Source organism: Caulobacter sp. GW821-FHT09B08, from assembly GCF_059418225.1.
Map to the genome: position 1 here is coordinate 131,283 of NZ_JBWKPL010000010.1, position 25,813 is coordinate 157,095.

Below are 25,813 nucleotides of genomic sequence, written 5' to 3' on the forward strand. Positions count from 1 at the left end.
GCCGTCTCCATCAGGCCTTGGGGGTCACGGGCGAAGCCTTAGCCTGCCCGGCCAGGATTCGCCGACGGATTTCCAGCACCGCGAAGATCAGGGCGGGCACGCCCAGGGGACCGGCCAGGAACAGGTAGAAATAGCCCATCCGGCCCAGCAGGCCGCCGGCCAGGAGCCCTCGCGTCGCGGGAACGCCGTTCAGGACGATGAACACCATCAGCGCCAGGACATAGCCGATGCAGTATTCGGCGAAGGCCCGCCACCACCGTGCGTCGCTCTGGGCCAAGCCCAGCGCGTGGCCGGATCGCCAGCGCCAGATCCATATGGGCCCCGCGAAGATCAGCGGCAGCAGCAGGGCTCCGATCATGCGTCGTGTTCCTTTTTAGCGAGCGGGTGCTTGGACTTGACCACCTGGGCCAGGTGGTCGCCCGCGACATGGGTGTAGATCTGGGTGGTGGCGATGTCGGCGTGGCCGAGCAGCGTCTGGATCACCCGCAGGTCGGCGCCGCCTTCCAGCAGGTGGGTGGCGAAGGCGTGGCGCAGCACGTGGGGGCTGACCGTCTCGCGGTCGATGCCGGCCGCCAGGGCCGCCTCTTCCAGCAACTGGGCGACCCGCCGCGCGGTCAGCCGCCCGCCCTTGCCGCGCGAGGGAAACAGCCAGGGGCTCTCTTTAACGCCTTTTGGCAGAAATTGCGACCTTGCCTCCAAATAGGCCTTCACCGCCGCGCGGGCGGCGTCGTTCAGCGGGGCCAGCCGCTCCTTGCCGCCCTTGCCCTTGACCATCAGAAAGGCCGGGTCGCGGGCCAAGGCCGCCAGGGGCAGGTTCAGCAGTTCGGAGATGCGCAGGCCCGAGGCGTAGAGCAGCTCGATCATGCAGGCCAGGCGCAGGCCCTGGCGGCCGTCCTTGGCCGCCGCCGCCGCGATCAGCCGCTCGACCGCGTCGCGCGACAGCACCTTGGGCAGGGGTCTCCCGGCCTTGGGGGCCTCGACCCGGCGCGAGGGATCGTCGGCCCGCCAGCCCTCGCCCAGCACGAAGCGGTAGAACTGGCGCAGGGCCGAGCGCCGCCGCGCGGCCGTGGCCGGCGAAAGCCCCCGCGCGCCCAGATCGGCGAAATAGGCCTCGACCGCCTCGGCGCCCGCCCCGTCCAGGTCGCCGCGCGCGGCCAGGAACAGGCGCGCGTCGGCCAGGTCCTTCTCATAGGCGGTCAGGGTGTTGCGGGCGGCCGCGCGCTCGACGGCCATCATCTCGAGGAAGGCGTCGATCCAGCCTGAAGCCTTGCCGGAAGAGGGGGCGCTCATTTCACCTGCAGCGCCAGCAGGCCCTCCACGGCCAGGGCGCGGGCGTCGGCGTCCAGCCCCGCCTGCAGCAGGGCGCGGACCAGGCGGGCGCGGTCGACGGGACCCGGACCGGCGGCGCCTGTCTCGGCGGCCACCGACAGCGCCAGCAGCGCCGCCTCGCCCTTGCGGCCGGCGGCGGCCGCGTCGTCCAGCACCGTCAGGCGCGGAGCGGCGGCGGCGGGCTTGCCGGGATCGAAGGCGGCGAACTGGGCGCGGGCGTCCGGCCCCATGGCGCCGCCCAGGGCGGCCAGGATGATAGCGGCCGGCTGGGCCGGGGACTTGGCGCCACCCTGGGCGCCGCGCTCGATCAGGCCGTCCAGCACCTGGGCGTCCTTCTTGCCCTCGGCGGCGGCCAGGGCGGCGTCCAGCAGGGCCAGGTCCTGGCCGGTGGCGTTGGGAATGGCGTCGCCGGTCAGCTTGCCCCGGATGGTCTGGGCGGTGGCCGGATCGCCGGCCGCCAGGGCGGCGCGGGCCAGCAGGACGGGATCCTCCAGCGGCGCGTCGGCCCGGGCCACGGCGGCGATGGTGGGCAGAGCGGCCTTGGCCGCTTCGGTGAAGGCCGCCAGACCCTTGGCCGCGCGCAGGGCGGCGACGGCGGAGGCCTGCTCGGCCGTCAGGTCGGCGCCCGCCAAGGGGGTCGGGTCGGCCGGCTTCAGCGCCGCCTTGATGGCCGGCGAGGCGGTGGCGAGGGCGGCGGGCGTCCGCACGTCCAGCGCCAGCTTGCGCGACAGAGCGTAGTTGATCCCGTTCTTCAGATTGGCCGCGCCCGTCGGCGTGCCCGACACCGCCGCGCCCGCCAGCCGGGCGTAGTCGGCGTCCTTGGTCTGCTGCAGGGCCAGGGTCAGGGTCAATTGAGCCGCGTCGTGCTGATCGGCCAGCACCTGGCAGAAGGTCCGCAGCCGCAGCCAGTAGGCGCCGCCGCGATCCACGCTCAGGGCGTCGCCGATCCTGCAGGCCTTGTCGTCGGCGCCGACGATCAAGGCCGCCTCGGCCGCCGCCATCGACAGGGACGAGCTGGCCGCCACGCCGGGGGCGCGGTCCAGGATCGCGTCGGCGCCGGCCGCGTCGCCCAGGGCGATCAGGGCCGTGGCCCGGGCCGCGCCCAGGTCCGGATCGTCGCCCACCCCGGCTGGGGCGTTGGCGCCGGTGGCCAACACCCGCCGCGCCAGGCCGGCCGAGGCGGGCGACAGCGGCTTGGCGGCGAGCTTGGGCAGCACGTCGCGGGCGATGCCCGGCGAGAGGTCCTTCCACAGATCGCCGGAGAGGCCGGTGTCGCCCGCCGGGGTCGAGAACAGGTCCGGCGGCGCCAGGGCCTGCACCTGCACCTGGGCGAAGGCGGGCGCCGCGACGGAGGCGGAAAGCAGGGCGGCCAGGACGAAGGTCGAGCCGGTCGTGAGTCGCTTGGAAAGGGCCATGGTTCAACTATGCCGCAGGTCAGGGGTTGGCGAAACTTTTCGCCCTTTGAACGAGCTTGGACGCCGGGTTGGTCCAAACCTTGGCGGCGGGCCTCACGGTCGTGTAAACCGCGAGCAGGCCATGACCGACGATACGATCCCCTCTCCCCCTGACAAGGGCTCCGACGCCAGGGCCGCCCTGCGTCACAGGACCATCGTGCTGGTCGGGCTGATGGGGGTGGGCAAGTCCAGCGTCGGCCGCCGCCTGGCCGCCGCGCTGGAGCTGCCGTTCCGCGACGCGGACCACGAGGTCGAGGCCGCCGCCGGCCGCACCATTCCCGAGATCTTCGCCGAGATGGGCGAGCCGGCCTTCCGCGACGGCGAGCGGCGGGTGATCGCCCGGCTGCTGGACGATCCGCCCCACGTGCTGGCCACCGGCGGCGGGGCCTTCGTCAATCCCGAGACCCGCGCCCTGATCAAGTCCAAGGCCGTCGCCGTGTGGCTGAAGGCCGACCTGGAGCTCCTGGCCCGCCGCGTGGGGCGCAAGGAGGGCCGGCCCCTGCTGAAGAACCGCGACCCGATGGAGGTGCTGCGCGAGCACGCCCGCCTGCGCTACCCCGCCTATGGCGAGGCGCACCTGACGGTCCAGACCGGCGACACCGCCCACAGCGTGGCGGTCGAGGCGGTGATCAACGCCCTGCGGGCTCACCTGGGGCCCGTCCAGTCTTCCGAAAGTCGAGTTCCGTGATTCAGACCATTCCCGTGGGCCTGGGCGCCCGCGCCTACGACGTCGTGGTCGGGACCGGCCTGATCGACCGGGCCGGCGAGCGCATCGCGCCCCTGCTCAAGCGCAAGCGGGTGGCCGTCGTCACCGACACCATCGTGGGCGAGCACCACGGCGAGCGCCTGGCTGCCGCCCTGGAGCACGCGGGCGTCGCCGTCGACGTGATCCTGGTGCCGCCCGGCGAGGAGACCAAGAGCTTCGAGGGCCTGGCCGAGCTGTCGGACCGCCTGCTGGCCCTGGGCCTGGAGCGCGGCGACATGGTGGTGGCGTTCGGCGGCGGGGTGGTCGGCGACCTGACGGGCTTCGCGGCGGCGATCTACAAGCGCGGCATCGACTTCATCCAGATCCCCACCACCCTGCTGGCCCAGGTGGATTCGTCCGTGGGCGGAAAGACCGCCATCGACACCCCGCGCGGCAAGAACCTGATCGGCGCCTTCCACCAGCCGCGCCTGGTGCTGGCCGACCTCGACATCCTGGCCACCCTGCCCGCCCGCGAGCTGGCCTGCGGCTATGCCGAGATCGTCAAGTACGGCCTCTTGGGCGACTTCGCCTTCTTCGAGTGGCTGGAGGCCAACGTCCACGCCGTGCTCGAGCGCGACACCGCCGCCCTGGTCCGCGCCGTGGGCCGGTCGGTGGAGATGAAGGCGCAGATCGTCGCCGAGGACGAAAAGGAGGCCGGCCGCCGGGCCCTGCTCAATCTCGGCCACACCTTCGGCCACGCGGTCGAGGCCGAGATGGGCTTCGGCGATGCGCTCAAGCACGGCGAGGCCGTGGGCCTGGGCATGGCGCAGGCCTTCCGCTTCTCGGCCCGCCAGGGGCTGTGCTCGGCGCAGGACGCCGTCCGCGCCGAGGCCGCCATCAAGGCCGCCGGCCTGCCCACCAAGCTGTCGGACATCCGCCCCGAGCCTTTCGCCGCCGACGCCCTGATCGCCCACTGCGCCCAGGACAAGAAGGCCGAGGGCGGGACCCTGACCTTCGTCCTGGTCCGCGCCATCGGCGATGCGTTCGTCGCCAAGGACGTCGACCGCGAAGCCCTGCGGGTGTTCCTGGTGGAGGAAGGGGCGGTCTGAGAAAGCGCGATCCTTCTCCCCTTGCGGGAGAAGGTGTCGGCGAAGCCGACGGATGAGGGGTCGAAAGACCTGTCCGGAAAGGCTTGCGAGACCCCTCACCCGACCTCGCTCCGCGAGGCCACCCTCTCCCGCAAGGGGAGAGGGATTTGAAACCGCAGCCCTACTTCTTCGGCCGCGTCTCCGCGTCCGCCTTCAGCAGCATCGGCGCCAGCCTCGCCGTATAGACCTCGGCGTCGCGCGGGTGCATGTGCGACAGCTCCGGCAGGCGGAAGCCTTGCAGCTGCGGATAGTCGTCGTAGCGCACGCCCTTGGTCCCGGTCTTGGCCAGCAAACCGTCCCAGAACACCGCGCGCGGGAAGGCGTGGCGCTCGCCGGCCTCCAGGAAGCCGCCCTGCGGGTGCATGACGAACACCACGTTGCCGCCCCGAGCGCGGATCTTGGCGACATTGGCGGCGACCTCGGCGATCACCTTGGGCGGGTCGGGCGGCGGAGCGCCGGGCGGCGGGCGGAACAGCACCGCCCAGATGCCGATGGCGCGCTGGCGATACTCCTCGTCGATCAGCAGTCGGCCCCACAGCTCGGTGTTGCGGTCGGGCTTGGCGGTCTCGAGCTTGTAGGGATCGACGAAGGGCGGCCGCTGGCCGGGCCGCAGCGGCAGGCTGACCCGCCGCCAGATCTCCTTGGGCCGGGTCTGGTCGTCGATGTAGCCGAAGGCGTATTCCGAGGGATAGGCCAGGAAGAACCCCGCCCGCTGCGACGGCGTCTCCTTGTGATAGTACGGCACGGCCGCCGCGCCCCGCCCGTCGAAGGTGGTGTAGAACATCCCCGTGACCATGTCCGAGATCACCAGGCCGTGGAATTTCGGGTCGTTCGCCAGGTCGGCCAGCACAAAGCGCGGACTGGTGCCGGCCAGGGACAGCTGCACGGGCCGCACGCCGGTGGTCTTCTGGAAGACATCCAGGTCGACGTCGTAGAGATTGCGCGAGGTGCCGATCAGCACCACCGCGTCGCCCGTGGCGTGGCGGCGCTGCTCGGACCAGCCGGCATAGGTGTCCTTGACGTCGCCGGGCATGAACTGGCGGGTCCGCCAGAAGCCCTCCCAGCCGGCGATCATCAGCGCGGTCAGCACCAGGGCGATCAGGGCGATGCGGCCCCACGGCCGGTCGGGCACGTCGCGGTGCGCCTCCTCCAACTCGTCGGCGTGGCGCAGGCCGTCGATGGGCGGGGGCGCCGGCATGTCAGAACTGGAAGTAGATGAAGGCATTGTCCGAGCCCTGACTGGCGAGAACGAGGAAGCCCATGACGCTCCAGGCAACGGCCAGGACCAGGGCGGGCGTGCGGGCCACCACCGCCTCCAGCGAGGTCGCCCGCAGGCGCCAGTGGCTGACCAGCATCAGCGACACGATCAAGGCCACGGCGATCAGGTCGTTCAGATAGAGCAGCGGCTTGGCCCCGGCCGGGGTCGTGGCCATCGAGGCCAGCAGACGGGCGGCCTGGGCGAAATCGGCCGAGCGGAAGAACACCCAGGCCACGCAGACCATGGCGAAGGTGAAAAGGCCCGCCAGCAGCTTGAAGACCCCGGTGTGGAAGACCCTGAACCGTCCGAAGGCGCCGGTCAGCAGCCGCTCGCCGCTGAGATAGAGGCCGTGCAGCCCGCCCCAGACCACGAAGGTCCAGTTGGCCCCGTGCCACAGCCCGCCCAGCAGCATGGTGATCATCAGGTTCAGGTGGGTGCGCAGGGCGCCCTTCCGGTTGCCGCCCAGCGAGATGTAGAGGTAGTCGCGCAGCCAGGTGGACAGCGAGATGTGCCAGCGCCGCCAGAAGTCCGAAAAGCCCACCGAGGCGTAGGGCGAGTTGAAGTTCTGCGGCAGGGCGAAGCCCAGGCACAGGGCCGCCCCGATGGCGGTGGTGGTGTAGCCGGAGAAGTCGAAGAAGATCTGGCCGGCGAAGGCCAGCACGCCCGCCCAGGCGTCCAGCGACGGCAGGGCCTCCTTGGCGCCGAACACCTTGTCGGCCGGTCCGGACAGGAAGCCGTCGGCCAGCACGATCTTCTCGAACAGCCCCATGGTCATCAGGGCCAGGCCCCACAGCATCATCGGCCGGGTCGCCCGCTTGGGGGTGGAGAACTGCGACAGCAGGTCCCGCGGCCGCATGATCGGGCCCGCCACCAGGTGCGGGAAGAAGGTCACGAACAGGGCGAAGTTCAGGAACGAGCGGCTGGGGGCGATCCGCCGCTGATAGACGTCCAGCGTGTAGGACAGGGTCTGGAAGGTGTAGAACGAGATACCCAGCGGCAGGACGATGTTCCACTTGGGGGCGTGATAGGTCACCCCCGCCAGGGCGGCCAGCTGCTCGAAGTTCTGCTCCAGGAAGCCGCCGTACTTGAAGAAGCCCAGCATGCCCAGATTGGCGGCCAGGGATATGATCAGGGCCACGCGCCGGGGTCCCGGCCGTTCCTCGCTTGCGATCCAGCGGGCGGCGAAATAGTCGACCACGGTCGAGATCCACAGCAGGACCACGAAGGGCGGGCTCCAGCTGGCGTAGAACAGATAGCTGGCCACCAGCAGGATCACCCGCCGCGCGGTCCAGGCCAGCGGCAGGCTCCACAGCGCCAGGAACACCGCGAAGAAGACGACGAAGGTGATGGAGTTGAAGATCACGGCCTGCCCCCCGGCATGTCGGCTCCATACCGCGAAACAGCGTTCGCCGAATGACACTTTCCATAAGTTTCGCCGGCCGGACCCCGATACGCCCGGTTTTTGAGCCGTCTCAGGCGTCGGTCGACAGGGCCAGGGCTTTCTGGGCGTCCAGGATCTCGAGCCGCTCGACCAAAGCGGCGCGGACCATGGCGTAGGCGTCTCTGCCCAGGGTCAGGCGCTTGGGGGCTGGACTGACGTCGACGGAGTCGATCATCGCCTGAACGATCCTGGCCGGATCGCCGGGCGCGGGGAACGCGCCCTCCGCGCTCATGCGGCGCACCGCCCCGGCGGGGGTGTCGGCATAGGCGGCCATCGGCGCGGCCACGGCCAGGCCCGCACCGAAGCCGGTCTTGGCCGCGCCGGGCTGGACGATGGTGAATTCCACGCCGAAAGGGGCGACTTCCTGGGCCACGGCCTCCACGAAGCCTTCCACGCCCCATTTGCTGGCGTGATAGAGGCTGAGATTGGGGAAGGTCGCCTGGCCGCCCAGGGACGAGACCTGCAGGATGCGCCCGCCGCCCTGGGCGCGCAGGTGGGGCATGACCGCCCGGATCACCTGGATCGCGCCGACCAGATTGACGGCCAACTGATGGTCGATCTGGGCGTCGGTCACCTCCTCGACCGAACCGGCCAGGCCGTAGCCGGCGTTGTTGACCACCACCTCGATACGGCCGAGCTCGGCGAAGGCGCGGTCGACCACGGCGCGCACGGCGGGGGTGTCGGCGACGTCCAGCGACGCGATCCAGAGGCGCTCGCCGTGCTGAGCCTTCAGGTCATCGAGAGCGCCCGTCCGGCGCAGGGTGGCGGCCACGCGGTCGCCGCGCGCCAGCAGCCGCTCGGTCATGATCCGGCCGAAGCCCGACGAGGCGCCCGTGACGAACCAGGTCCTGGACATGACGTTTCCCTTCCCCTGAACCCATTGGGCTCCGATTTCACCAAGCTACTCCCGCATCGCGCCGGCGAAGCGTAGGAAGACGGCATGATCCTGACCGCCATCCTCGGCCTCGCGCCGATCATCGTCCTGCTCCTGGCGACCTCGGCGCTGTTCTCGGCGGCCGAGACCTCGCTGACCGCCGCCAGCCGCGCGCGCATGCACCAGCTGGAACGCGAGGGCGACCGCCCGGCCAAGCGGGTCAACAAGCTGCTCTCCGACCAGGAGACGATGATCGGGGCGGTGCTGCTGGGCAACAACCTGATCAACATACTGGCCTCGGCCCTGACCACCCAGGTGCTGACCACCGCCATCCCCGGCCCGTGGGGCGTGGCCGCCGCGACCGGGGCCATGACCGTGCTGGTGCTGGTGTTCGCCGAGGTGCTGCCCAAGACCCTGGCGATCCTGAAGTCAGACGACGTGGCCCGCTTCCTGTCGGGCCCCACCCTGCTGGTGGTGCGCCTCTTCGGCCCGATCATCTACGCCATCCAGTGGGTGGTGCGCCGCACCCTGCGCCTCTTCGGCGTCAAGCTGACCATGGAGGTCGACGTCCTGGCCGCCCACGAGGAGATCCGCGGCGCGGTCGAGTACCACCACTCCGAAGGCGGGGTCGAAAGCGGCGACCGGCGGATGCTGGGCGGGGTGCTGGACCTGTCGGACATGGACGTCTCGGAGATCATGGTCCACCGCAAGTCGATCACCCTGATCGACGCCGACCTGCCGGTGCGCGAGCTGGTGGCCGAGGCCCTGGAGGCCCAGCACACCCGCATCCCCCTCTATCGCGACAACGCCGACAACATCGTGGGCGTGCTGCACGCGCGCGACCTGTTGCACGCCCTGGCCGGCGCCAACGGCGACATCGACGCCATCGACATCGCCGCCATCCAGCGCGAGCCGTGGTTCATCCCCGACACCACCAACCTCAAGGACCAGCTGAACGCGTTCCTCAAGCGCCGCAGCCACTTCGCCCTGGTGGTCGACGAATACGGCGCCCTGCAGGGGCTGGTGACCCTGGAGGACATCCTCGAGGAGATCGTCGGCGAGATCGAGGACGAGCACGACGCCAAGGTCGAGGGCCTTCGTCCGCAAGCGGATGGTTCGGTGCATGTCGACGGCCACGTGACGGTGCGCGACCTCAACCGGGCCATGGACTGGCGCTTGCCGGAAGGCGAGGCGGTGACCATCGCGGGCCTCGTGATCCACGAGGCCCAGACCATCCCCGAGCCCGGCCAGATCTTCATCTTCCACCACCACCGCTTCCAGGTGCTGCGCCGCCAGCGCAACCAGGTGACGGGCCTGCGGATCAGCGCGCGACTGGACGAGAGCGCGCGGTAGGGTCGCCTCGGTCGGAAACCCGACGCAACCGCTTGATTCATGCGGATTTCCGCAAGTAATCGCTTTCCCAGACCGTGCGGGCGGGCGCAGAGTACGGACGTACGGAACCATAACCCTGGCGGCGCGTTTGCAGCCCGCCGGGGGTGTTGATACGGCGTAGCTTTAGGGGGCGAAGACTTGGCCAAGGCTCTGGGCCTCGTGGCGGAGGATGGGATCGAGGATCTCACCGCGCGCCTGGCCATGGCCCAGGTCGCCCTGGCCGACGAGATCCGCCGCTCCCGCGCCCTCAACCGCATCGCCGAAGCCATCGGCGGCGGCGGCGACACCGAGAGCCTGATCCAGATCGTCGTCGACGGCGGGGTCGAGCTGACCGCCGCCCAGTTCGGGGCCTTCTTCTACAACGTGGTCGACGAGGCCGGCGAGAGCTTCATGCTCTACAGCCTGTCGGGCGCGCCGCGCGCGGCGTTCGCCGGCTTTCCCATGCCGCGCAACACCGAGGTCTTCGCCCCCACCTTCGGCGGCCAGGGCGTGGTGCGCTCAGACGACATCACCCAGGACCCGCGCTACGGCCGCAACGCCCCCCGTCGCGGCATGCCCGAGGGCCACCTGCCGGTGCGCAGCTATCTGGCCGTGCCGGTGATTACCCGCGAGGGAACGGTGCTGGGCGGCCTCTTCTTCGGCCATCCGGAGGTGGGCCGGTTCAGCGCCCGGGCCGAAAGCCTGATGGTGGGCCTGGCCGCCCAGGCCGCCGTGGCCATCGAGTCGGTGCGGGCCCGCGAGGCCGCCCAGGCCGAGCTGGAGCAGCGCCGCGCCACCGAGGAGCGCCTGAAGTTCGCCCTGGAGTCCGGCCGGCTGGGCTCGTGGGAGCTGGACGTGCAGACCCGCGCCTATCTGGCCTCGGACATCTGCAAGGCCAATTACGGGCGGGGGCCGCACGAGGACTTCGGCTTCGACGACCTGGTGGCCTCGGTGCATCCGGGCGACCGCGAGCGGATGACCGCCGCCATCGAGGACGCCATCCGCCACGGCGCCGAATACGACATCGAATACCGCGTGCGCCATCCGGGCGGCGAGGAGCGCTGGGTCCACGCCCGGGGCCGCGCGGCCCAGACCGCCGACCACGGCGAGGCCCGCCGCATGGCCGGGGTGTCGCTGGACGTCACCGACCGCAAGCGCGCCGAGGAACGCCAGAAGCTGCTGGTCAACGAGCTGAACCACCGGGTGAAGAACACCCTGGTCTCGGTGCAGTCGATCGCCAGCCAGACCCTGCGCACCACCGATACGCCCGAAGCCTTCCGCGAGGCCTTCGAGGGCCGGCTGATGGCCCTGTCCAACACCCACAACCTGCTGACCGAGCAGAACTGGGAAGGCGCCAGCCTGCGCGAGATCTTCGATTTCGAGCTGGAGGCCTTCGCCGCCCGCGACCGCATCGACTTCGACTACGCCCAGGACCTGCAGCTGAGCCCCAAGGCCACGGTGGCGTTCGGCATGGCGGTGCACGAGCTGGCGACCAACGCGCTGAAATACGGCGCCCTGTCGATCCCCGACGGCCGGGTGCGGGTGGTCTGGGCGCCGGATCCGGCCTCCGAAATGCCCGTGCTGCGCCTGACCTGGACCGAAACCGGCGGTCCGCCCGTCGTTTCGCCGACCCGTAGCGGATTTGGCGCACGCCTGCTCGAAAAGGGCCTGGCGGGCGAACTGTCCGCACAGGTCGACCTAGCCTATGATAGCCTTGGCCTCGTATGCACCATGAGGTTGCCGATCCGTGCCCTGGAGCCCTGAACAATGAAGCCCCTCACCGCCCTCAAGGTTCTGGTGGTCGAAGACGAGGCCCTGGTCTCCATGCTGGTGGAGGACATGCTCAGCGATCTCGGCTGCGCGGTCGTCGGTCCCGCCGCCGAGCTGGAAGAGGCCCTGCGCCTGGCCGGCAGCGCCGACATCGACGCGGCCCTGCTGGACGTCAATCTGGGCGGCCGCCCGATCTTCCCGGTCGCCGACGCCCTGAAAGAGCGCGGCGTGCCGTTCGCCTTCGCCAGCGGCTACGGCGAGGCGGGCCTGTCGGAAAGCCACAAGGGCGCGACCGTGCTGCAGAAACCCTTCCGCGAGGCCGACCTGCGCCGCGTGCTCGAGGGGCTGGCCGCCCAGGTGGCCTAACCCAGGTCCTTCGGCCCGAACGATTCGGGCAGCAGGCTCCAGAACGGCGTGCGGCGCGTGGCCTTGCCCGCCTGCACCGAGACAATCTCGCAGGTGTCGGCCGCGAATTCGGCGATGCGCTGGCGGCACGCGCCGCACGGCTGGACCACGCCGTCGGAGCCGGCCGCGATCAGCACCTTGGCGATCTGGCGCCCGCCGGCCGTGACCATGGCCCCGATGGCCGTCTGCTCGGCGCAGGTGCCCGACGGATAGGCCGCGTTCTCGACATTGACCCCCAGGTGCGCGCGCCCGTCCGCATCGATCACCGCGGCGGCCACGGTGAAGTTGGAATAGCGCGCATACGACCGGGCCAGCAGGGCCGGCAGGGCGGCGGCCAGGGCCGCCTCGCTGTCCTCGTCCAGGAAGGTGGGGATCGGAGTATCGGTGTCTGTCGCGCTCATGCCGGCCTCGTCGCCGGCGTTCCCGCTGTTTGCGGGGCTGCGCCGGGCGGAGAGGCAATCAGTCGCGGGCCGCCCTGGCAAGCCCGTTTTCGCAGGCTAGCGTCAAGCTTCGCCGGGCGCCTTGGCGATGATCGAAAGGGCGTGGACGGGGCCCGCCATCTCGTCGGCCAGGGCCTGGAAAATCAGCCTCTGGCGCTGCACGCGGCCCTTGCCCGCAAAGGCTTCGGCCTCGATCACGAGGTTGAAGTGGCTCTCCCCCCCCTCGCGGTGTCCGGCATGGCCGTGGTGGCGGTCGCTGTCGTCCACGATCTCGAGCCGTGTGGGCGAAAAAGCGGTGGTCAGTTTGGCGGCTATGGTGTCGGCGACGGCGCCCATGGACGGCTTCCTTGCTTGTCAATCCTTGAACGCAAATAGCTGCGGCTTACTCTAAGCGCCATGAGCGCCGACTTCGAATATCGCCCCAAGTTTTTCGACATCCGTGTCCGCCCCCCGAAATCGCCGGAGGAGGCGGCTCGGGAGAACGACGTCTACGCCCTGAAACCGGGCGAAGTGCGGTGCGATCATCCTGAATGCCGCTCGGCCGCCACGGCCAAGGCGCCCAAGTCGCGCGACCTGCCGGGCGTCTACTACAATTTCTGCCAGCGGCACGCGGCCGAGTACAACAAGAACTGGAACTTCTACGCCGGCATGAGCGAGGGCCAGATCCGCGCCGCGCAGGAAAAGGAGAAGATGACCGGGGGCCGTCCGACCTGGTCGATGAAGGCAGACGCCAATTCGCGCGAGGCCGCCGCGGCCGCCGCCCGCGACGCTCGCCACCTGAACGACCCCTTCGGCCTGTTCCGCGCCCAGCAGCGCAAGGCCGAATCGGCCGCGGCCGGTCGCGCCCTGGGCAAGCTGGAACGCCAGGCCCTGGCGGATCTGGATCTGGACGCCGACGCCGACGGCCCGGCGATCCGCGCCAAGTACAAGGACCTGCTCAAGCGCTGCCACCCGGACATGAACGGCGGCGACCGCAGCGCCGAGCACAAGCTCCAGCGGGTGATCAAGGCGTACAAGACCCTGCAGAAGTCTGGGCTGGCGAAGTAGGCCTAGACACAACCAAAAGTTCACATAATGTTCCGCTCATCCCGGCGAAAGCCGGGACCCAAGCCGAGGTGAGGGATTGGAGCTGGGACTTGGCCTTCTTCACTTACATCGTGGCCAGCAGGCCTTATGGCACGCTGTACACGGGCTCGACCGACAATATCTGGCGTCGGGTAGCCGAACACCGGGCCATGGAACGGCCGGGGTTCACTAGAAAGTACGGCGTCACGCGCCTGGTCTGGGTCGAACAGCATGAAAGCCGCGACCAGGCTTTCCGTCGTGAGCGCCGCATAAAGGAATGGCGTCGAGCCTGGAAGATCCAGCTGATCGAGGCGGCGAATCCTGACTGGTCCGATCTCCTAGAGCACCTGGACGAGTCGTTCTCGTTCTGAGCCTCAGCTTGGGTCCCGACTTTCGTCGGGATGAGCGGATTTGAGGGACCCGAACCGCCGCTCCCACGCCCAGGCCGCCATCCAGCAGATCATGGCCCAGGCCGCGCCCAGGCTCCAGCCGCCCAGCACGTCGCTGGCCCAGTGGACGCCCAGATAGACCCGCGAGGCCCCCACCAGGAGGCTCAGCAGCACCCCGGCCGACAGGACCAGGGCCTTGATCCGCCGCTTGTCGGAGAACCGGGCCGCCAGGGCGCCCAGGGTCAGGAACACCACGGCCGACAGCATGGCATGGCCCGAAGGGAAGCTGGGATTGGACGCCTCGACCGCGCGATAGACGAGATCTGGCCGCTCGCGCCCGAACAGCTGCTTGAGACCCTGGCTGATCGCCACGCCTCCGCCCGCTCCGACCAACACCATCAGAGCCTCGCTCCAGCGCCGCAGGCTGGCCATGAAGACGACGGCCAGGGTCACGATCAGCCCCAGCACCGTCACCGAGCCCAGGGCCGTGATGTCTGTGGCGGCGATGTGCAGCCACTTGGGTCCGACCAGGGCGTTCGGATCGCCCGGCAGCCGCAAGGCCGTCAGCACCGCCAGGTCGAACGCCCGGGTGTCGCCCTCGGCCATCTCCTCGGCCACGTGCAGGAAAGCCAGCAGCCCGCCGGCCGCCACCATCAGGGCCGCCACCATCCCCAGCTCGCTCTTGGCCGCGGCCAGCAGGCGGGGCAGGTCGCGACGGGGCTGGAAGGCGAAAAGGCGGCTCATGCGGGATCAACGCTCCACGGCCGGATTGGCCTCTTTCCGAGTATTGCGAGCGAATACACGGAAGATCACGCCAAATGTTTCGCAAATGAAACATGATGAACCAAAGCTGACTACCGCCGTTCATGTCCGGTCCAATTCACTCTCGCTAGTGTCGGACTATCGAAGAGGTTCGGCAGTGTCGGACTGCCACGCAACAGGAAAGGACCTCGTTATGAAGCGTCTGATCATCACCACCCTGGCCGGCGCCCTGCTGGCCGGCACCGCCCTGTCGGGCACGGCCATGGCCGCGGGCCAACGCTGGGACGGCCACGGCGGTCGCTACGACCAGCGCCACGACGACCGTGGCAACCGCTACGACCGCGGCGAACGCGACGCCTATCGCGACGGCCGTCGCGACGGTCGCCACGACGCCCGCCACTGGCAGCGCGGCCAGCGCCTGGACGCCCGCTATCGCGGCAACGGCTACTATGTGAGCGACTACCGCCGTCACGGCCTGCGCGCCCCGCCGCGCGGCTATCGCTGGCACCGGGTCAACAACGACTACGTCCTGGCCGCCGTCGCCACCGGCCTGATCGCCTCGGTGATCATCGCCAACAACTAGGTTCCCCAGGAACCAGGTTCCTTGCGGACCTCATCGAGCGCCCCGGACAGTTCCGCTGTCCGGGGCGTTTGGTTTTTTCGAACAGGAAAAGGGCCTCGGCCCTTCCCCTCCCCCGGGTCAAGGCGTTAATCGGGAAGCATGCCCGACCTGACCGACAGCCACGCCGCCGATCCCCTGATCACCCTGGCCCCCGACAAGTGGGTCACGCTTCGCGACGCGTTCGGCGTCGACAGCGACATGAAGGTCCCCGCCTTCAGCACGCGCGACAGCCACGTCCCCGAGATCGACCCGGCCTATAAGTTCGATCCGCAGACGACCAAGGCCATCTGCGCGGGCTTCGCCAACGACCGGCGGGTGATGGTCCAGGGCTATCACGGCACCGGCAAGTCGACCCACATCGAGCAGGTCGCCGCCCGCCTGAACTGGCCGCTGGTGCGCGTGAACCTCGACAGCCACGTCTCGCGGATCGATCTGGTCGGCAAGGACGCCATCGTCCTGAAGGACGGCAAGCAGGTCACCGAATTCCGCGAAGGCATCCTGCCCTGGTCGCTGCAGCGCCCCATCGCCCTGGTGTTCGACGAATACGACGCCGGCCGTCCGGACGTGATGTTCGTCATCCAGCGCGTGCTCGAGGCGGGCGGCAAGCTGACCCTGCTGGACCAGAACCGCGTCATCCGGGCCAACCCGTATTTCCGGCTGTTCTCGACGACCAACACCATAGGTCTGGGCGACACCACCGGCCTCTATCACGGCACCCAGCAGATCAATCAGGGCCAGATGGACCGCTGGTCGATCGTCACGACGCTGAACTACCTCGACCACGACGTCGAGGCCGGCATCGTCCTGGCCAAGAACCCGTCCTACGACACGCCCGAGGGCAAGCGCACCCTGGCCGCCATGGTCCGCGTTGCGGACATGACCCGCAACGCCTTCATGAACGGTGACATCTCCACCGTCATGAGCCCGCGCACGGTGATCACCTGGGCCCAGAACGCCGAGATCTTCGACCGCGACATCGGCCTGGCCTTCCGCCTGACCTTCCTGAACAAGTGCGACGAGCTGGAGCGGCCGACCGTGGCCGAGTTCTTCCAGCGGGCGTTCGGGCAGGACCTGCCCGAGAGCGCGGCGCGGGTGAAGGTGGCCTAGCGCCCTAGCGGATTCCCGGCGGCAGCAGCGACGCCGCGCAGTACTTGAACGTCTGCGCGCCGGCCGCCCGCTTCAGCGTGAACTCCAGATTGTTCTCGATCACGATGGTCTGGCGCTCGCTGGATCGCGGCGCCGGCCCCGAGCCGGCGTCGATGCAGGACTGATCGACCTCGTAGGTCTTGTCCTTGTGCGACAGCACCGTGGCGCGGCAATCGTGCGTGTGAGCGCCGCTGAGACCCACGCCGTCATAACGGCGCAAGGCGGCGAAGGATGGGCTGCCGCAGTCCACGTCCGACGCCACGAAGATCCCATGCTTGAGCGGCAGCACGCCGCCCAGATCCGTCGAGGGCTCGATCAGTTCGTCGCCCGGCGCGGGCCGGGGCGCGGCGGCGACCGTATCGGGAACCGCCGGCGTGGGCTGGGCAGCGGGCGCGGCCGACGACGACTGGGCCTGTTCGACAGGCTTGGCCGGCTCCGCCGCCGGAGGCGTCTTGTCCGAACAGGCGGCTAGGGCCAGTAGGCCGATTAGGGGAAATGCGCGCGACAGCGTGACGGACATGAAAACTCCGGGAGGCCACAGGTTGGGGCTCAACGCGCTTGGCGACCGCTCCGTTCAAGACTCCGCGCTTGGAACCGTGCCCTTCCAGGCGCAGTTTCCTGATCCAGTCCTCAACGGAGCCAGTCCATGACCGACATCACCTACCTCATCGTCGAGCACGACGGCGGCTGGGCCTACAAGATGGACGGGGTGTTCTCCGAGACCTTCCCCACCCACGACGCGGCCCTGAAGGCCGCCCAGCGCGTGGCCGGCGAGCAGCGGATCACCGACGCGGAGTCCACCGGCATCTCGTACGAGGACGAGAAGGGCAAGTGGCACGACGAGATCTCGGAGGGGGACGACCGGCCGACGACGCATGTGAAGGGGTAGGGTCCGCCTCGGTGCGCGCCCACTTGCCCCCACCTGGCGACTGACGTCGCCTGTCCGCCCCCATAGGGGGCGGAGCTTCGTAAGGCCAGGCGTTCCGCGGCTCCGCCCCCTATGGGGGCGGACAGACCGCGAAGCGGTCAGGTGGGGGCAAGTGGCGATCCACGGCGGTGGAAGAGACTTCCCCGCCGATCCATGCTAAGCGCGCGCCAACGAAATCCACCGAGAGTTCCATGGCCCTTAAAGTCGCCATCGTCGGCCTGCCCAATGTCGGCAAGTCCACCCTGTTCAACGCCCTGACGCAGACCGCCGCCGCCCAGGCCGCGAACTATCCCTTCTGCACGATCGAGCCCAACACCGGCGACGTGGCCGTGCCTGAGCCGCGCCTGGACGCCCTGGCCAAGATCGCCGGCTCGAAAGAGATCATCCCGGCCCGGATCACCTTCGTCGACATCGCCGGCCTGGTGCGCGGCGCGAGCAAGGGCGAGGGCCTGGGCAACCAGTTCCTGGCCAACATCCGCGACTGCGACGCCGTGGCCTTCGTGGCCCGCTGCTTCGAGGACGACGACATCACCCACGTCGAGGGCCGCATCGACCCGCTCAGCGATCTCGAGATCATCGAGATGGAGCTGATGCTGGCCGACCTGGAGAGCCTGGAAAAGCGCCTGCCGGCCATCGAGAAGAAGGCCAAGTCGGGCGGCGACAAGGAAGCCGCCAACACCCTGCGCCTGATCAACCTTGCCCTGGCCCAGCTGCGCGAGGGCCGCCCGGCCCGCGCCGCGACCGTGGACAAGGAAGACGAGAAGGCCTGGCACATGCTGCAGCTGCTGACCTCGCTGCCGGCCCTCTATGTCTGCAACGTCGAGGAAGGCAGCGCCGACAAGGGCAACAAGTACAGCGACCTGGTCGCCGAACGCGCCGCCAAGGACAACGCCAAGTCGGTGGTCATCTCGGCCCAGATCGAGAGCGAGATCGCGTTGCTTGATGCGGAAGAAAGGGCCGAGTTCTTGGAAACCCTTGGCCTGGAAGAGCCGGGCCTGAACCGCCTGATCCGCGAAGCCTACAAGCTTCTGGACCTGCAGACCTATTTCACGGTCGGCCCCAAGGAAGCCCGCGCCTGGACCATCCACGTGGGCGACACCGGCCCGCAGGCGGCCGGCGTGATCCACACCGACTTCGAGAAGGGCTACATCCGCGCCGAGACCATCGCCTTTGACGACTTCGTCAAGCTGGGCGGCGAAGGCCCGGCCAAGGAAGCCGGCAAGATGCGGGCCGAAGGCAAGGAATACGTCGTCAAGGACGGCGACGTGATGCACTTCCGCTTCAACGTCTGACTTGGTGGAACCGGCCACGGCGCGCGAGCCGCCGGTGGCGATCATCACCCCGCTGATCGTCGTGATCCTTTGGTTCGGCGGCGGCGGGGACGTCACACCCTGACATTGCAGGTTTGCGCGTCCCGGGCTCTTCCGCTCCCGCTTGCACCGGTGCAGAGTTGCGCTCTGTTTTTCGGGGGGAGGAGGCCCTGGTGATGCGTCTGTTTTCGTCTTTGATGTGCGTGCTGCTGCTGGCCGCGAATAGCGGAGCGGCCTGGGCTCAGACCACCGGCGGCACGCTGCCGTCCAGGGCCCTGTCGGCCCCTTCACAGAACACGCCGCGCGACTATGTCAGCAAACGCGACACGGCCGTGGCGACCGGCCCCAAGCGCGAATCCGCCAACCCGCCCCAGTTGAAGGAGGCCAAGACCCTGCTGGCGCGCGCCGGCGCCGCCTGCGAGTTCGTCGACGCGGGCCTGATCACCAAGCAGAAGGTCAAGGTGAACGGCGCCCCGGTGCAGCTGACCAGCTACGAGGTCGCCTGCAAGGATTCGCTGGGCTGGATCGTCACCGAGCAAGGCGACCAGGTTTCGGCCTTCGACTGCGCCGCCGTCGACGCCTCGGCCGAGGCGGCCGGCAAGGACTGGGACATCAACAACACCTGCCGGCTGAACGGCAACGCCAGCCGCCGCGCCGGCTTCCAGAGCCTGGCCAAGGCCGCCGGCCTGACCTGCAACGTCATCGAGGGCGGGTTCCTGGGCCAGGGCGGCGCCCCGCCGATCTCGCGCTACCAGGTGCTGTGTTCGGAAAAGACCAGCTATCTGATCGACGCCCCGACGCCCGGCTCGACCGCCAAGATCGCCTCGCTGTCCTGCGACAAGGCTCAGGGGGCTTGCACCCTGCCGACCGGCAGGCGCTGAGGCGCGGCGAAGATCTTCGATTTGTTCGCGTACAGGACCCGATCATGACCGACACCGTCACCCTGACCTCCGCCATCGACGGCTTCGCCTTCACCGCCGCCCACGCCGCACCGCAAGGCGAGCGCAAGGGCGGGGTGGTGGTGATCCAGGAGATCTTCGGCCTGGACCAGTACGTACTGGCCGATGTCGCGCGCTGGTCGGCCCTGGGCTTCGAGGTGCTGGCCCCGTCGGTCTTCGACCGCGTGACGCCCGGCTACGTGGCCGAGCACGACCCGCAGGGCTTCCAGACGGGGATCGCCGCCGTCGGGACCGTGGGGCTGGACGCCATGCTGTCGGACGTCCAGGCCTGCATCGACGAACTGGCCCAGCGCGGCCCGGTGTTCGCGGTCGGCTACTGCATGGGCGGGTCGCTGGTCTGGCTGGCGGCCGGCAAGCTGAAGGGCCTGGCGGCGGGCTCGGCCTATTACGGCAGCATGATCGCCGCCAACGCCGAACTGCCGCTGAACGCCCCGGTGATCGTCCACCTGGGCCGCAAGGACGGCCACATTCCCGCCGACGCGGTGAAGGACAAGATCGCCACCGCCCACCCCGACGTGCCCGTGTACGTCTATGAAAACAGCGGCCACGGCTTCAATAACGACGGTCGGCCGGATTCCGACCTGGACGACGCCAAGCTGGCCCGCCAGCGCACCCTGGCCCTGTTCCAGGCGAACGGCGCGGCCTGAGCATGGGCGAGCGCGTCACCCTGACCACGCGCGACGGCCAGCCGGTCGCCGCGTGGCACGCCCCGCCCGGCGACGCCCGGCGCGGGGGGCTGGTCATGCTGCACGCCATCTGGGGCGTGACGCCGCATATCCGCGAACTGTCCGACACCCTGGCCGACCAGGGCTACGAGGTGATCGCCCCCAGCCTGCTGGACGAGGCCGACGCGCCCTTCCCCGCCGCCGACACCGATCCGCCCAATCTCGACGCCCGGATGGCGCTGGGCCTGGCCGGCGGCTGGGGCGCGGCCAGCCTGCCGCGCGTGCAGGCGGCCATCGACGCCCTTTCGGACAAGGGCCCGGTGTTCGCCATGGGCTTCTGCTTCGGCGGCACGACCGCCTGGCTGGCCGCCGCCCGCTGCGAGGGACTGAAGGCCGTCTCGTGCTTCTATGGCGGCGACATCGCCGGCTATGCGGACGAGCAGCCCAAGGTCCCGACCATCCTGCATTTCGGCCGCACCGACCCGATGATCCCCATGGCCGACGTCGAGACGATCACGGCCGCCCATCCGGACCTGCCGGTGTGGCTCTACGATGCCGGCCACGCCTTCGTCGCCCCCAACGGCCGTCACGACGACAGCGCCAAGCTGGCCCTGCTGCGGACGCTGCAGCTGTTCCAGCGTAGCGGCGGATCGAAGGGCGAGGCCTAGGCTCCCCTAGTTCGGCGGGATCGCCCCCGCCGTCGGCCACTCGCTGTCGCCGATGCGCTTGAGGTTCATCTCGAAGAACTGGACGGGCGGCTGGCCCTCGACCACGCGCTCGCCCACCTCGCGCCACGTGCCGTCCTTGGCGGTGATGGTGTAGCGGATCGTCGTCCCCGGACCGGCCGGGATGGTCCACACGGCCCCCGTCGGAGTCAGGACCATGAGGAAGTCGCCCACCCGCCCCAGGGCGTAGGAGCGCAGGGTGTAGGCGTCCTTGTCGGGATCGTAGGAGATGATCGCGAAGGCGTTGAAGCCCGTCGAACCGTCGGCGTTGTAGCCGCGCCCCTCGACCACGTGGATCGAGCCGCCCAGCAGGGGGCCGCTGCGCTCGGTCTGGGTGACCTCGTACTTGCGGCCGCCGGGGCCGGTGGTCACGGCCGGGCCGCGCCACACCCCGTCCATCCAGGATAGGGCCTTCATGGCCGCCTGCTGCTTGGCGATCCGCGCCGGGGCGTCGGGCATCACCTGGGCGAAGGCGGGGGCGGCGGTGGAGAGCGTAAGGACCAGGGCCAAGGCCGGGAGGACACGCATGGAGGTCTCGCTATTGGGAAGGATCGGTTGCAGATAACTCTGATACACAGAGTTCTTTGAGTCAACATCATAGAACGCCGTTCAATGCACGGCAGTCGCCGCCGCGCCAAACCTTGGCTAGGATCGCCGCATGCGTCGCGTCGTGCCCCTGTCGATCCTGAGCGTCCTGGCGGCGGCGAGCGGCGGACCGGCCGTGGCCGGCCAGACCGCCTGCTGGTTCGAGAACGGCGCGGTCGTCGCCCCCGCCGCCATCGGCGACATCGCCGGCGACTATGTGATCGACCTGTCGGCGCCCCAGACCCTGCTGCACGAGACCGCCGCCCAGCGCGGCGGCTTCGCGGAGACGGCCCTGACCCTGCCCGTGCGGGTGGCCGGCCAGGCGGTGGCGACCGCGCCGGTCACCGTGCGCGATCTGGACTATCGCAGCGTGGGCTTCTCCACCCCGATCGCCGGGGTCATCGGGGCCGACATCCTGGACCGCTATGTGGTGACTCTGGACTTCTCCCCCTGCCGCCTGCGGCTGGAGCCGCTGGGGACCGGCGCGAGGCCGTCGGGAGACGCCCTGCGCGTGGCCATGGTCGGGGGCGTGCCCACGGTCGTGGCGGCGGCTTCGGACGGCCTCAAGGGCGTCTCGGGTCCCTTCGCCCTGGATACGGCCTCGGCGGGCGGGGTGCGGACCCGGGGGGCCGCCGACGGGCCGCGCCAGAAGCCGGCCGGCGCTCTGCGCGCCCTGTCGCTGGACGGGACCCTGCGCCAGGACCTGCCCGCCGTGGTGGCCGGCGACCTGCCCCAGGGCGTGGTCGGGGCCCTGGGGGTGCAGGTGCTGGCGGCCTATCGCCTGCGGCTGGATCCCAGGGCGCTGCGCCTTTGGCTGACGCCGGCGGCCAAAGAAAAAGGGCCCGGCGTTTCCGCCGAGCCCTGATCTTTTCCGGCAGGAAGCGGGTCGATCAGTGCGACTCGTTCTTCCAGACCTGGCGGTAGCTGGCATAGAGCAGGCCCGCGAAGATCAGCAGATAGATCATCACGGCCAGGCCGGTCTGCTTGCGCTCTTCCAGCTTGGGCTCGGCGGCCCACATCAGGAAGGCCGAGACGTCCTTGGCCTGCTGGTCGATCGTCGACGGGGTGCCGTCGTCGAAGGTCACCTGGCCCGCCTTCAGCGGCGGGGCCATGGCGATGAAGCCGCCCGGGGGCACGTGCTCGTGGTTGCCCGACCAGTACGAGGTCAGGTCGCCCGCCATGTACGGGTTGTAGTGCTGGCCGGGGCCGATCTTCAGGCCGGCCGGCGCGTCCTTGTAGCCCGTCACGATCGAGTAGATGTGGTTGGGGCCTTCCTCGCGGGCCTTGGCCAGCAGCGACATGTCCGGCGGCAGGGCGCCGCCGTTCGACGCGCGGGCCGCGGCCTCGTTCGGGAACGGCGAGACGAAGCGGTCGGCCGGGGTGGCCGGACGCTTGATCGGGTCGCCGGTCTCGCTGTCGATGTCGGCCACCTCGTAGTCCTTGGCGATCGCCTTGACGTACGGGTTGTCGTTCGAGGTCTTGCCGTACTTCGCCGAGTACTTCTCGTCGTAGAACGGGCCGCCCTTGTCGCCGAGGTTGCGGAAGCTGACCAGGCTCATCGAGTGGCAGGCCGAGCAGACCTCCCGATAGACCTTGTAGCCGCGCTGCAGCTGGGCCTGGTCGAACTTGCCGAACGGGCCGTCGAACGACCACTTCACTTCCTTGGCGGGCAGGGCGTGGCCGCTGGCCATCGCCTGCCCGGCGACGCCGGCCGCCAGGAGACCCGCGACCGCTGCGATGACGGAGAGTTTGCGCAGCATCGAGATCAGCCCTTCATTTCAGGCGCGGCGGTCGCTTCGGCCGGCGTGGAGGCCGGGTGCGACAGGACGGGCGAGGCGATGGAGTCCGGCACCGGCAGGGTCTTCTCGGTCAGACCGAGCACCGGCAGGATCACCAGGAAGAAAGCGAAGTAGTAGAGGGCGGCGACGCGCGACAGCCACACGAAGCTGTTGAGGTCGGCGTCGATCAGGTTGAACGTCGTCAGGTGCGGAATGACCGGATCCGACGGCAGCTTGGCGCCGCAGAGGCCCAGGATGCAGCACGCCACCACGAAGATGAAGAAGTGCAGCTTGGCGGTCGGACGGTAGCGCATCGAGCGCACCTTCGACGTGTCGAGCCAGGGCAGGGCGAACAGGCAGGCGATGGCGCCGAACATGGCCAGCACGCCCATCAGCTTGTCCGGCACGGCGCGCAGGATCGCGTAGAACGGCAGGAAGTACCATTCCGGAACGATGTGCGCCGGGGTCACCAGGGGGTTGGCCGGGATGTAGTTGTCGGCGTGGCCCAGGGCGTTGGGCATGTAGAACACGAAGAACGCGAACAGCAGCATGAAGACGCTGACCGCGAAGGCGTCCTTCACCGTGGCGTACGGCGTGAAGGGCACGGTGTCGGCCTTCGACTTCGGCTCGACGCCGGTCGGGTTGTTCTGGCCGACCACGTGCAGGGCCCAGATGTGCAGGATCACGACGCCCGCGATCATGAAGGGCAGCAGGTAGTGCAGCGAGAAGAAGCGGTTCAGCGTGGCGTTGTCGACGGCGAAGCCGCCCCACAGCCAGGTGGTGATCGCCGGCCCCACCAGCGGCAGGGCGCCGAACAGGTTGGTGATCACGACGGCGCCGTGGAAGGACATCTGACCCCAGGGCAGCACGTAGCCCATGAAGGCGGTGGCCATCATCAGGAGGTAGATCACGCAGCCCAGCAGCCACAGCACTTCGCGGGGCGCCTTGTAGGAGCCGTAGTAGAGGCCGCGCAGCATGTGGATGTAGACGGCGATGAAGAACATCGACGCGCCGTTGGCGTGCATGTAGCGGATCAGCCAGCCGTAGTTCACGTCGCGCATGATGTGCTCGACGCTGGCGAAGGCGTGGTCGGCGCTGGGCGTGTAGTGCATCACCAGGATGATGCCGGTGATCAGCTGCGAGGCCAGGCAGAGCGACAGGATCGCGCCGAAGGTCCACCAGTAGTTCAGGTTACGCGGCGTGGGGTAGTCGACGAAGCTGTCGTAGCCCAGGCGCACGATCGGCAGACGGGCGTCGAGCCAGCGCTCGATACCGGTCTTGGGTTCGTAGGTCGAATGTCCGCTCATATCTCTTAGCCGATCTTGACCTTGGTGTCGGAAAGGAAGGCGTACTCCGGAACCGCCAGGTTCAGGGGCGCCGGGCCCTTACGGATACGACCCGAGGTGTCGTAGACGCTGCCGTGGCACGGGCAGAACCAGCCGCCGTACTCGCCGCCGCCGAAGGTCGGCACGCAGCCCAGGTGCGTGCAGCTGCCGATCAGGACCAGCCATTGGGCCTTGCCGGGCTTGACCCGGTCGGCGTCCTTCTGGGGATCCTTCATCGCGGCGCCGTCGTCCTTGACCGCCGAGGCGATCTCGGCCGCCGTGCGGTTACGGACGAACAGCGGCTTGCCCCGCCATTTCACCGTCACCTGCTGACCGGCGGCGACCTTGGAGAGGTCGAACTCGATCGAGGCCAGGGCCAGCGTATCGGCTGACGGGTTCATCTGATCGATGAACGGCCAGGCGATCGCGGCCGCGCCGCCAGCGGCGACGGCCATCGATGCGATGTAGATGAAATCCCGGCGGCTGGGGTCTTCCCCATGCGCCGGATCAGTTTTTGCGCCCACGGCGGTGTCGGCCACCCAAGTCACCCTTCGATGCCGCCGCGCCGCCACGAAAGCGACCCGGCCTGGAGAAACGCCTGTCGGCGCATACTGTCTGGACCCGCGAGCGGGTCTTCGCCACAAGGGGCAAAGCGGATCGTCCTATCGGACCTGCGGACGAAGTCCGCAAGTGCTTTCGATTCGCAGCTAATACCCCTGCCAGCTCTATGGTGGTTCGCTTAGAATGCGGCTCGCGCTTTTTCAACCCGGCATTCCTCAAAACGTGGGGGCGGCTATCCGTTTGGGCGCCTGCCTGGGCGTGGGGCTGGACGTCATCGAGCCCTGCAGTTTCCCCTTGGACGACAAGAGCTTGAAGCGCGCGGCCCTGGATTACGGCCCCCTCGCGCACATGACCCGCCATGCGTCGTGGGAGGCCTTCATCGCCGCCCCGGAGCGCCGGGAGGGCCGGCTCCTGCTGTTCACCACCAAGTCGACGGCGCCGTTCCACAAGTTCGACTTTCAGGCAGGAGACACCCTGTTATTCGGCAACGAGAGCCGTGGAGCGCCGCCGGAAGTGCACGAAGCGGCCTTCATGCGACTGACGATTCCCCTGCGCCCCGAAGCCCGCTCGATGAACCTGGCCACCACCGCCGCCATGGCCCTGGGCGAGGCCCTGCGGCAGACGGACGGGTTTCCGGGAGATTAGCCTCCGCCCCCTGCGGGGGCGGACAGGCGGCGAAGCCGCCAGGTGGGGGCAAGTGGGGACGCTCTCACGCCAAGGGCTGTGAGGTGATGGAAAGGAACGCGGAGCGCCGGACGACGTCCGGAGTGTGTGTTTGTGTGTACCGTTTCGACGAAGCCCGTTCGCTCCGCGCAACC

Annotated in this window: 30 protein-coding genes; 16 read left to right on the plus strand and 14 right to left on the minus strand. The window is 69.3% G+C overall.

The window, feature by feature from the left end; genetic code table 11:
- Positions 1–10: 10 nt before the first annotated feature.
- Genes AC07OA_RS23175 through AC07OA_RS23185 form a run of 3 tightly spaced genes read right to left on the minus strand, consistent with a single transcriptional unit; the run spans position 11 to position 2,744 of the window.
- Positions 11–358, minus strand: a complete 348-nt coding sequence (locus AC07OA_RS23175) for a hypothetical protein (protein ID WP_494666185.1) — start codon at positions 356–358, stop codon at positions 11–13.
- The gene (locus AC07OA_RS23180) at positions 355–1,290 is read right to left on the minus strand and encodes a site-specific tyrosine recombinase XerD (RefSeq protein WP_494666186.1); all 936 of its coding nucleotides are present in this window, start codon (positions 1,288–1,290) and stop codon (positions 355–357) included. Before AC07OA_RS23180 ends, AC07OA_RS23175 begins: the two co-directional genes overlap by 4 nt.
- The gene (locus tag AC07OA_RS23185; RefSeq protein WP_494666187.1) at positions 1,287–2,744 is read right to left on the minus strand and encodes a hypothetical protein; all 1,458 of its coding nucleotides are present in this window, start codon (positions 2,742–2,744) and stop codon (positions 1,287–1,289) included. Before AC07OA_RS23185 ends, AC07OA_RS23180 begins: the two co-directional genes overlap by 4 nt.
- A 121-nt stretch (positions 2,745–2,865) precedes the next feature.
- On the opposite strand from AC07OA_RS23185, the gene AC07OA_RS23190 reads away from it, so the two are divergent.
- Together AC07OA_RS23190 and aroB are read left to right on the plus strand one after the other, a co-directional pair.
- Positions 2,866–3,471, plus strand: a complete 606-nt coding sequence (locus AC07OA_RS23190) for a shikimate kinase (RefSeq protein ID WP_494666188.1) — start codon at positions 2,866–2,868, stop codon at positions 3,469–3,471.
- Positions 3,468–4,577: a 3-dehydroquinate synthase gene (aroB, locus tag AC07OA_RS23195; protein WP_494666189.1), complete on the plus strand. Its 1,110-nt coding sequence runs from the start codon at positions 3,468–3,470 to the stop codon at positions 4,575–4,577. The genes AC07OA_RS23190 and aroB overlap by 4 nt, the downstream gene beginning before the upstream one ends.
- A 160-nt stretch (positions 4,578–4,737) precedes the next feature.
- Here aroB and AC07OA_RS23200 read toward each other — a convergent pair whose 3' ends face one another.
- From AC07OA_RS23200 to AC07OA_RS23210, 3 genes are all read right to left on the minus strand, one after another.
- Positions 4,738–5,814, minus strand: coding sequence for a hypothetical protein (locus AC07OA_RS23200; protein WP_494666190.1), 1,077 nt, complete (start codon positions 5,812–5,814; stop codon positions 4,738–4,740).
- Position 5,815: 1 nt separating this feature from the next.
- Positions 5,816–7,237: an MBOAT family O-acyltransferase gene (locus tag AC07OA_RS23205; protein ID WP_494666191.1), complete on the minus strand. Its 1,422-nt coding sequence runs from the start codon at positions 7,235–7,237 to the stop codon at positions 5,816–5,818.
- 109 nt (positions 7,238–7,346) lie between these two features.
- Positions 7,347–8,171, minus strand: a complete 825-nt coding sequence (locus tag AC07OA_RS23210; protein ID WP_494666192.1) for an SDR family oxidoreductase — start codon at positions 8,169–8,171, stop codon at positions 7,347–7,349.
- Positions 8,172–8,258: 87 nt separating this feature from the next.
- On the opposite strand from AC07OA_RS23210, the gene AC07OA_RS23215 reads away from it, so the two are divergent.
- The 3 genes from AC07OA_RS23215 (at position 8,259) to AC07OA_RS23225 (ending at position 11,696) form a co-directional block, all read left to right on the plus strand.
- Positions 8,259–9,542: an HlyC/CorC family transporter gene (locus AC07OA_RS23215; protein WP_494666219.1), complete on the plus strand. Its 1,284-nt coding sequence runs from the start codon at positions 8,259–8,261 to the stop codon at positions 9,540–9,542.
- Between the two features lie 177 nt (positions 9,543–9,719).
- Entirely contained in the window at positions 9,720–11,324 is a 1,605-nt protein-coding gene (locus tag AC07OA_RS23220; RefSeq protein WP_494666193.1) for a sensor histidine kinase, read from the plus strand.
- Between the two features lie 3 nt (positions 11,325–11,327).
- Positions 11,328–11,696 carry a response regulator gene (locus AC07OA_RS23225; protein ID WP_494666194.1) on the plus strand — a complete coding sequence of 123 codons (369 nt, stop codon included), beginning with the start codon at positions 11,328–11,330 and terminating at the stop codon, positions 11,694–11,696.
- Here the strand turns inward: AC07OA_RS23225 and cdd are convergent.
- Together cdd and AC07OA_RS23235 are read right to left on the minus strand one after the other, a co-directional pair.
- On the minus strand, positions 11,693–12,136 hold the full coding sequence (cdd, locus tag AC07OA_RS23230) for a cytidine deaminase (protein ID WP_494666195.1): 444 nt from the start codon (positions 12,134–12,136) through the stop codon (positions 11,693–11,695). The genes AC07OA_RS23225 and cdd overlap by 4 nt on opposite strands.
- A gap of 102 nt (positions 12,137–12,238) precedes the next feature.
- Positions 12,239–12,511 (minus strand): BolA family protein, encoded by a 273-nt coding sequence (locus tag AC07OA_RS23235; protein WP_494666196.1) that lies wholly within the window; start codon positions 12,509–12,511, stop codon positions 12,239–12,241.
- Positions 12,512–12,571: 60 nt separating this feature from the next.
- On the opposite strand from AC07OA_RS23235, the gene AC07OA_RS23240 reads away from it, so the two are divergent.
- Both AC07OA_RS23240 and AC07OA_RS23245 read left to right on the plus strand, forming a co-directional pair.
- Positions 12,572–13,222 carry a J domain-containing protein gene (locus tag AC07OA_RS23240; protein ID WP_494666197.1) on the plus strand — a complete coding sequence of 217 codons (651 nt, stop codon included), beginning with the start codon at positions 12,572–12,574 and terminating at the stop codon, positions 13,220–13,222.
- A gap of 89 nt (positions 13,223–13,311) precedes the next feature.
- On the plus strand, positions 13,312–13,611 hold the full coding sequence (locus tag AC07OA_RS23245) for a GIY-YIG nuclease family protein (RefSeq protein WP_494666198.1): 300 nt from the start codon (positions 13,312–13,314) through the stop codon (positions 13,609–13,611).
- A gap of 3 nt (positions 13,612–13,614) precedes the next feature.
- Here AC07OA_RS23245 and AC07OA_RS23250 read toward each other — a convergent pair whose 3' ends face one another.
- On the minus strand, positions 13,615–14,373 hold the full coding sequence (locus AC07OA_RS23250) for a phosphatase PAP2 family protein (protein WP_494666199.1): 759 nt from the start codon (positions 14,371–14,373) through the stop codon (positions 13,615–13,617).
- 211 nt (positions 14,374–14,584) lie between these two features.
- Here AC07OA_RS23250 and AC07OA_RS23255 point away from each other — a divergent pair, with 211 nt between their 5' ends.
- Both AC07OA_RS23255 and cobS read left to right on the plus strand, forming a co-directional pair.
- The gene (locus tag AC07OA_RS23255; protein ID WP_494666200.1) at positions 14,585–14,974 is read left to right on the plus strand and encodes an RcnB family protein; all 390 of its coding nucleotides are present in this window, start codon (positions 14,585–14,587) and stop codon (positions 14,972–14,974) included.
- 138 nt (positions 14,975–15,112) lie between these two features.
- A complete protein-coding gene (cobS, locus tag AC07OA_RS23260; RefSeq protein ID WP_494666201.1) occupies positions 15,113–16,120 on the plus strand; it encodes a cobaltochelatase subunit CobS in 1,008 nt (335 codons plus the stop codon).
- A 4-nt stretch (positions 16,121–16,124) separates the two neighbouring features.
- On the opposite strand, the gene AC07OA_RS23265 is transcribed toward cobS, so the two are convergent.
- Positions 16,125–16,679, minus strand: a complete 555-nt coding sequence (locus AC07OA_RS23265) for a hypothetical protein (protein ID WP_494666202.1) — start codon at positions 16,677–16,679, stop codon at positions 16,125–16,127.
- Positions 16,680–16,805: 126 nt separating this feature from the next.
- Between AC07OA_RS23265 and AC07OA_RS23270 the strand changes: the two genes are divergently transcribed.
- The 5 genes from AC07OA_RS23270 (at position 16,806) to AC07OA_RS23290 (ending at position 20,689) form a co-directional block, all read left to right on the plus strand.
- Positions 16,806–17,048, plus strand: coding sequence for a DUF2188 domain-containing protein (locus AC07OA_RS23270; protein WP_494666203.1), 243 nt, complete (start codon positions 16,806–16,808; stop codon positions 17,046–17,048).
- A gap of 230 nt (positions 17,049–17,278) precedes the next feature.
- Positions 17,279–18,379 carry a redox-regulated ATPase YchF gene (gene ychF / locus AC07OA_RS23275; RefSeq protein ID WP_494666204.1) on the plus strand — a complete coding sequence of 367 codons (1,101 nt, stop codon included), beginning with the start codon at positions 17,279–17,281 and terminating at the stop codon, positions 18,377–18,379.
- Between the two features lie 194 nt (positions 18,380–18,573).
- The gene (locus AC07OA_RS23280) at positions 18,574–19,278 is read left to right on the plus strand and encodes a hypothetical protein (RefSeq protein ID WP_494666205.1); all 705 of its coding nucleotides are present in this window, start codon (positions 18,574–18,576) and stop codon (positions 19,276–19,278) included.
- A gap of 44 nt (positions 19,279–19,322) precedes the next feature.
- Complete coding sequence (locus AC07OA_RS23285) at positions 19,323–20,003, plus strand: dienelactone hydrolase family protein (RefSeq protein ID WP_494666206.1); 681 nt, start codon at positions 19,323–19,325, stop codon at positions 20,001–20,003.
- A 2-nt stretch (positions 20,004–20,005) separates the two neighbouring features.
- A complete protein-coding gene (locus AC07OA_RS23290) occupies positions 20,006–20,689 on the plus strand; it encodes a dienelactone hydrolase family protein (RefSeq protein WP_494666207.1) in 684 nt (227 codons plus the stop codon).
- Between the two features lie 6 nt (positions 20,690–20,695).
- On the opposite strand, the gene AC07OA_RS23295 is transcribed toward AC07OA_RS23290, so the two are convergent.
- Positions 20,696–21,274: a DUF1579 domain-containing protein gene (locus AC07OA_RS23295; protein WP_494666208.1), complete on the minus strand. Its 579-nt coding sequence runs from the start codon at positions 21,272–21,274 to the stop codon at positions 20,696–20,698.
- Between the two features lie 130 nt (positions 21,275–21,404).
- Between AC07OA_RS23295 and AC07OA_RS23300 the strand changes: the two genes are divergently transcribed.
- Positions 21,405–22,196: a pepsin/retropepsin-like aspartic protease family protein gene (locus AC07OA_RS23300; RefSeq protein WP_494666209.1), complete on the plus strand. Its 792-nt coding sequence runs from the start codon at positions 21,405–21,407 to the stop codon at positions 22,194–22,196.
- Between the two features lie 25 nt (positions 22,197–22,221).
- Here the strand turns inward: AC07OA_RS23300 and AC07OA_RS23305 are convergent, their stop codons facing one another.
- From AC07OA_RS23305 to petA, 3 genes are read right to left on the minus strand one after another with little or no spacing between them, the layout of a single operon-like run.
- Positions 22,222–23,091 (minus strand): cytochrome c1, encoded by an 870-nt coding sequence (locus tag AC07OA_RS23305; RefSeq protein ID WP_494666210.1) that lies wholly within the window; start codon positions 23,089–23,091, stop codon positions 22,222–22,224.
- Between the two features lie 5 nt (positions 23,092–23,096).
- Entirely contained in the window at positions 23,097–24,416 is a 1,320-nt protein-coding gene (locus AC07OA_RS23310) for a cytochrome b (protein WP_494666211.1), read from the minus strand.
- A 5-nt stretch (positions 24,417–24,421) separates the two neighbouring features.
- Positions 24,422–24,973, minus strand: a complete 552-nt coding sequence (gene petA / locus AC07OA_RS23315; RefSeq protein WP_494666212.1) for a ubiquinol-cytochrome c reductase iron-sulfur subunit — start codon at positions 24,971–24,973, stop codon at positions 24,422–24,424.
- Between the two features lie 205 nt (positions 24,974–25,178).
- On the opposite strand from petA, the gene AC07OA_RS23320 reads away from it, so the two are divergent.
- Complete coding sequence (locus AC07OA_RS23320; protein WP_494666213.1) at positions 25,179–25,640, plus strand: tRNA (cytidine(34)-2'-O)-methyltransferase; 462 nt, start codon at positions 25,179–25,181, stop codon at positions 25,638–25,640.
- Positions 25,641–25,813: the final 173 nt, after the last annotated feature.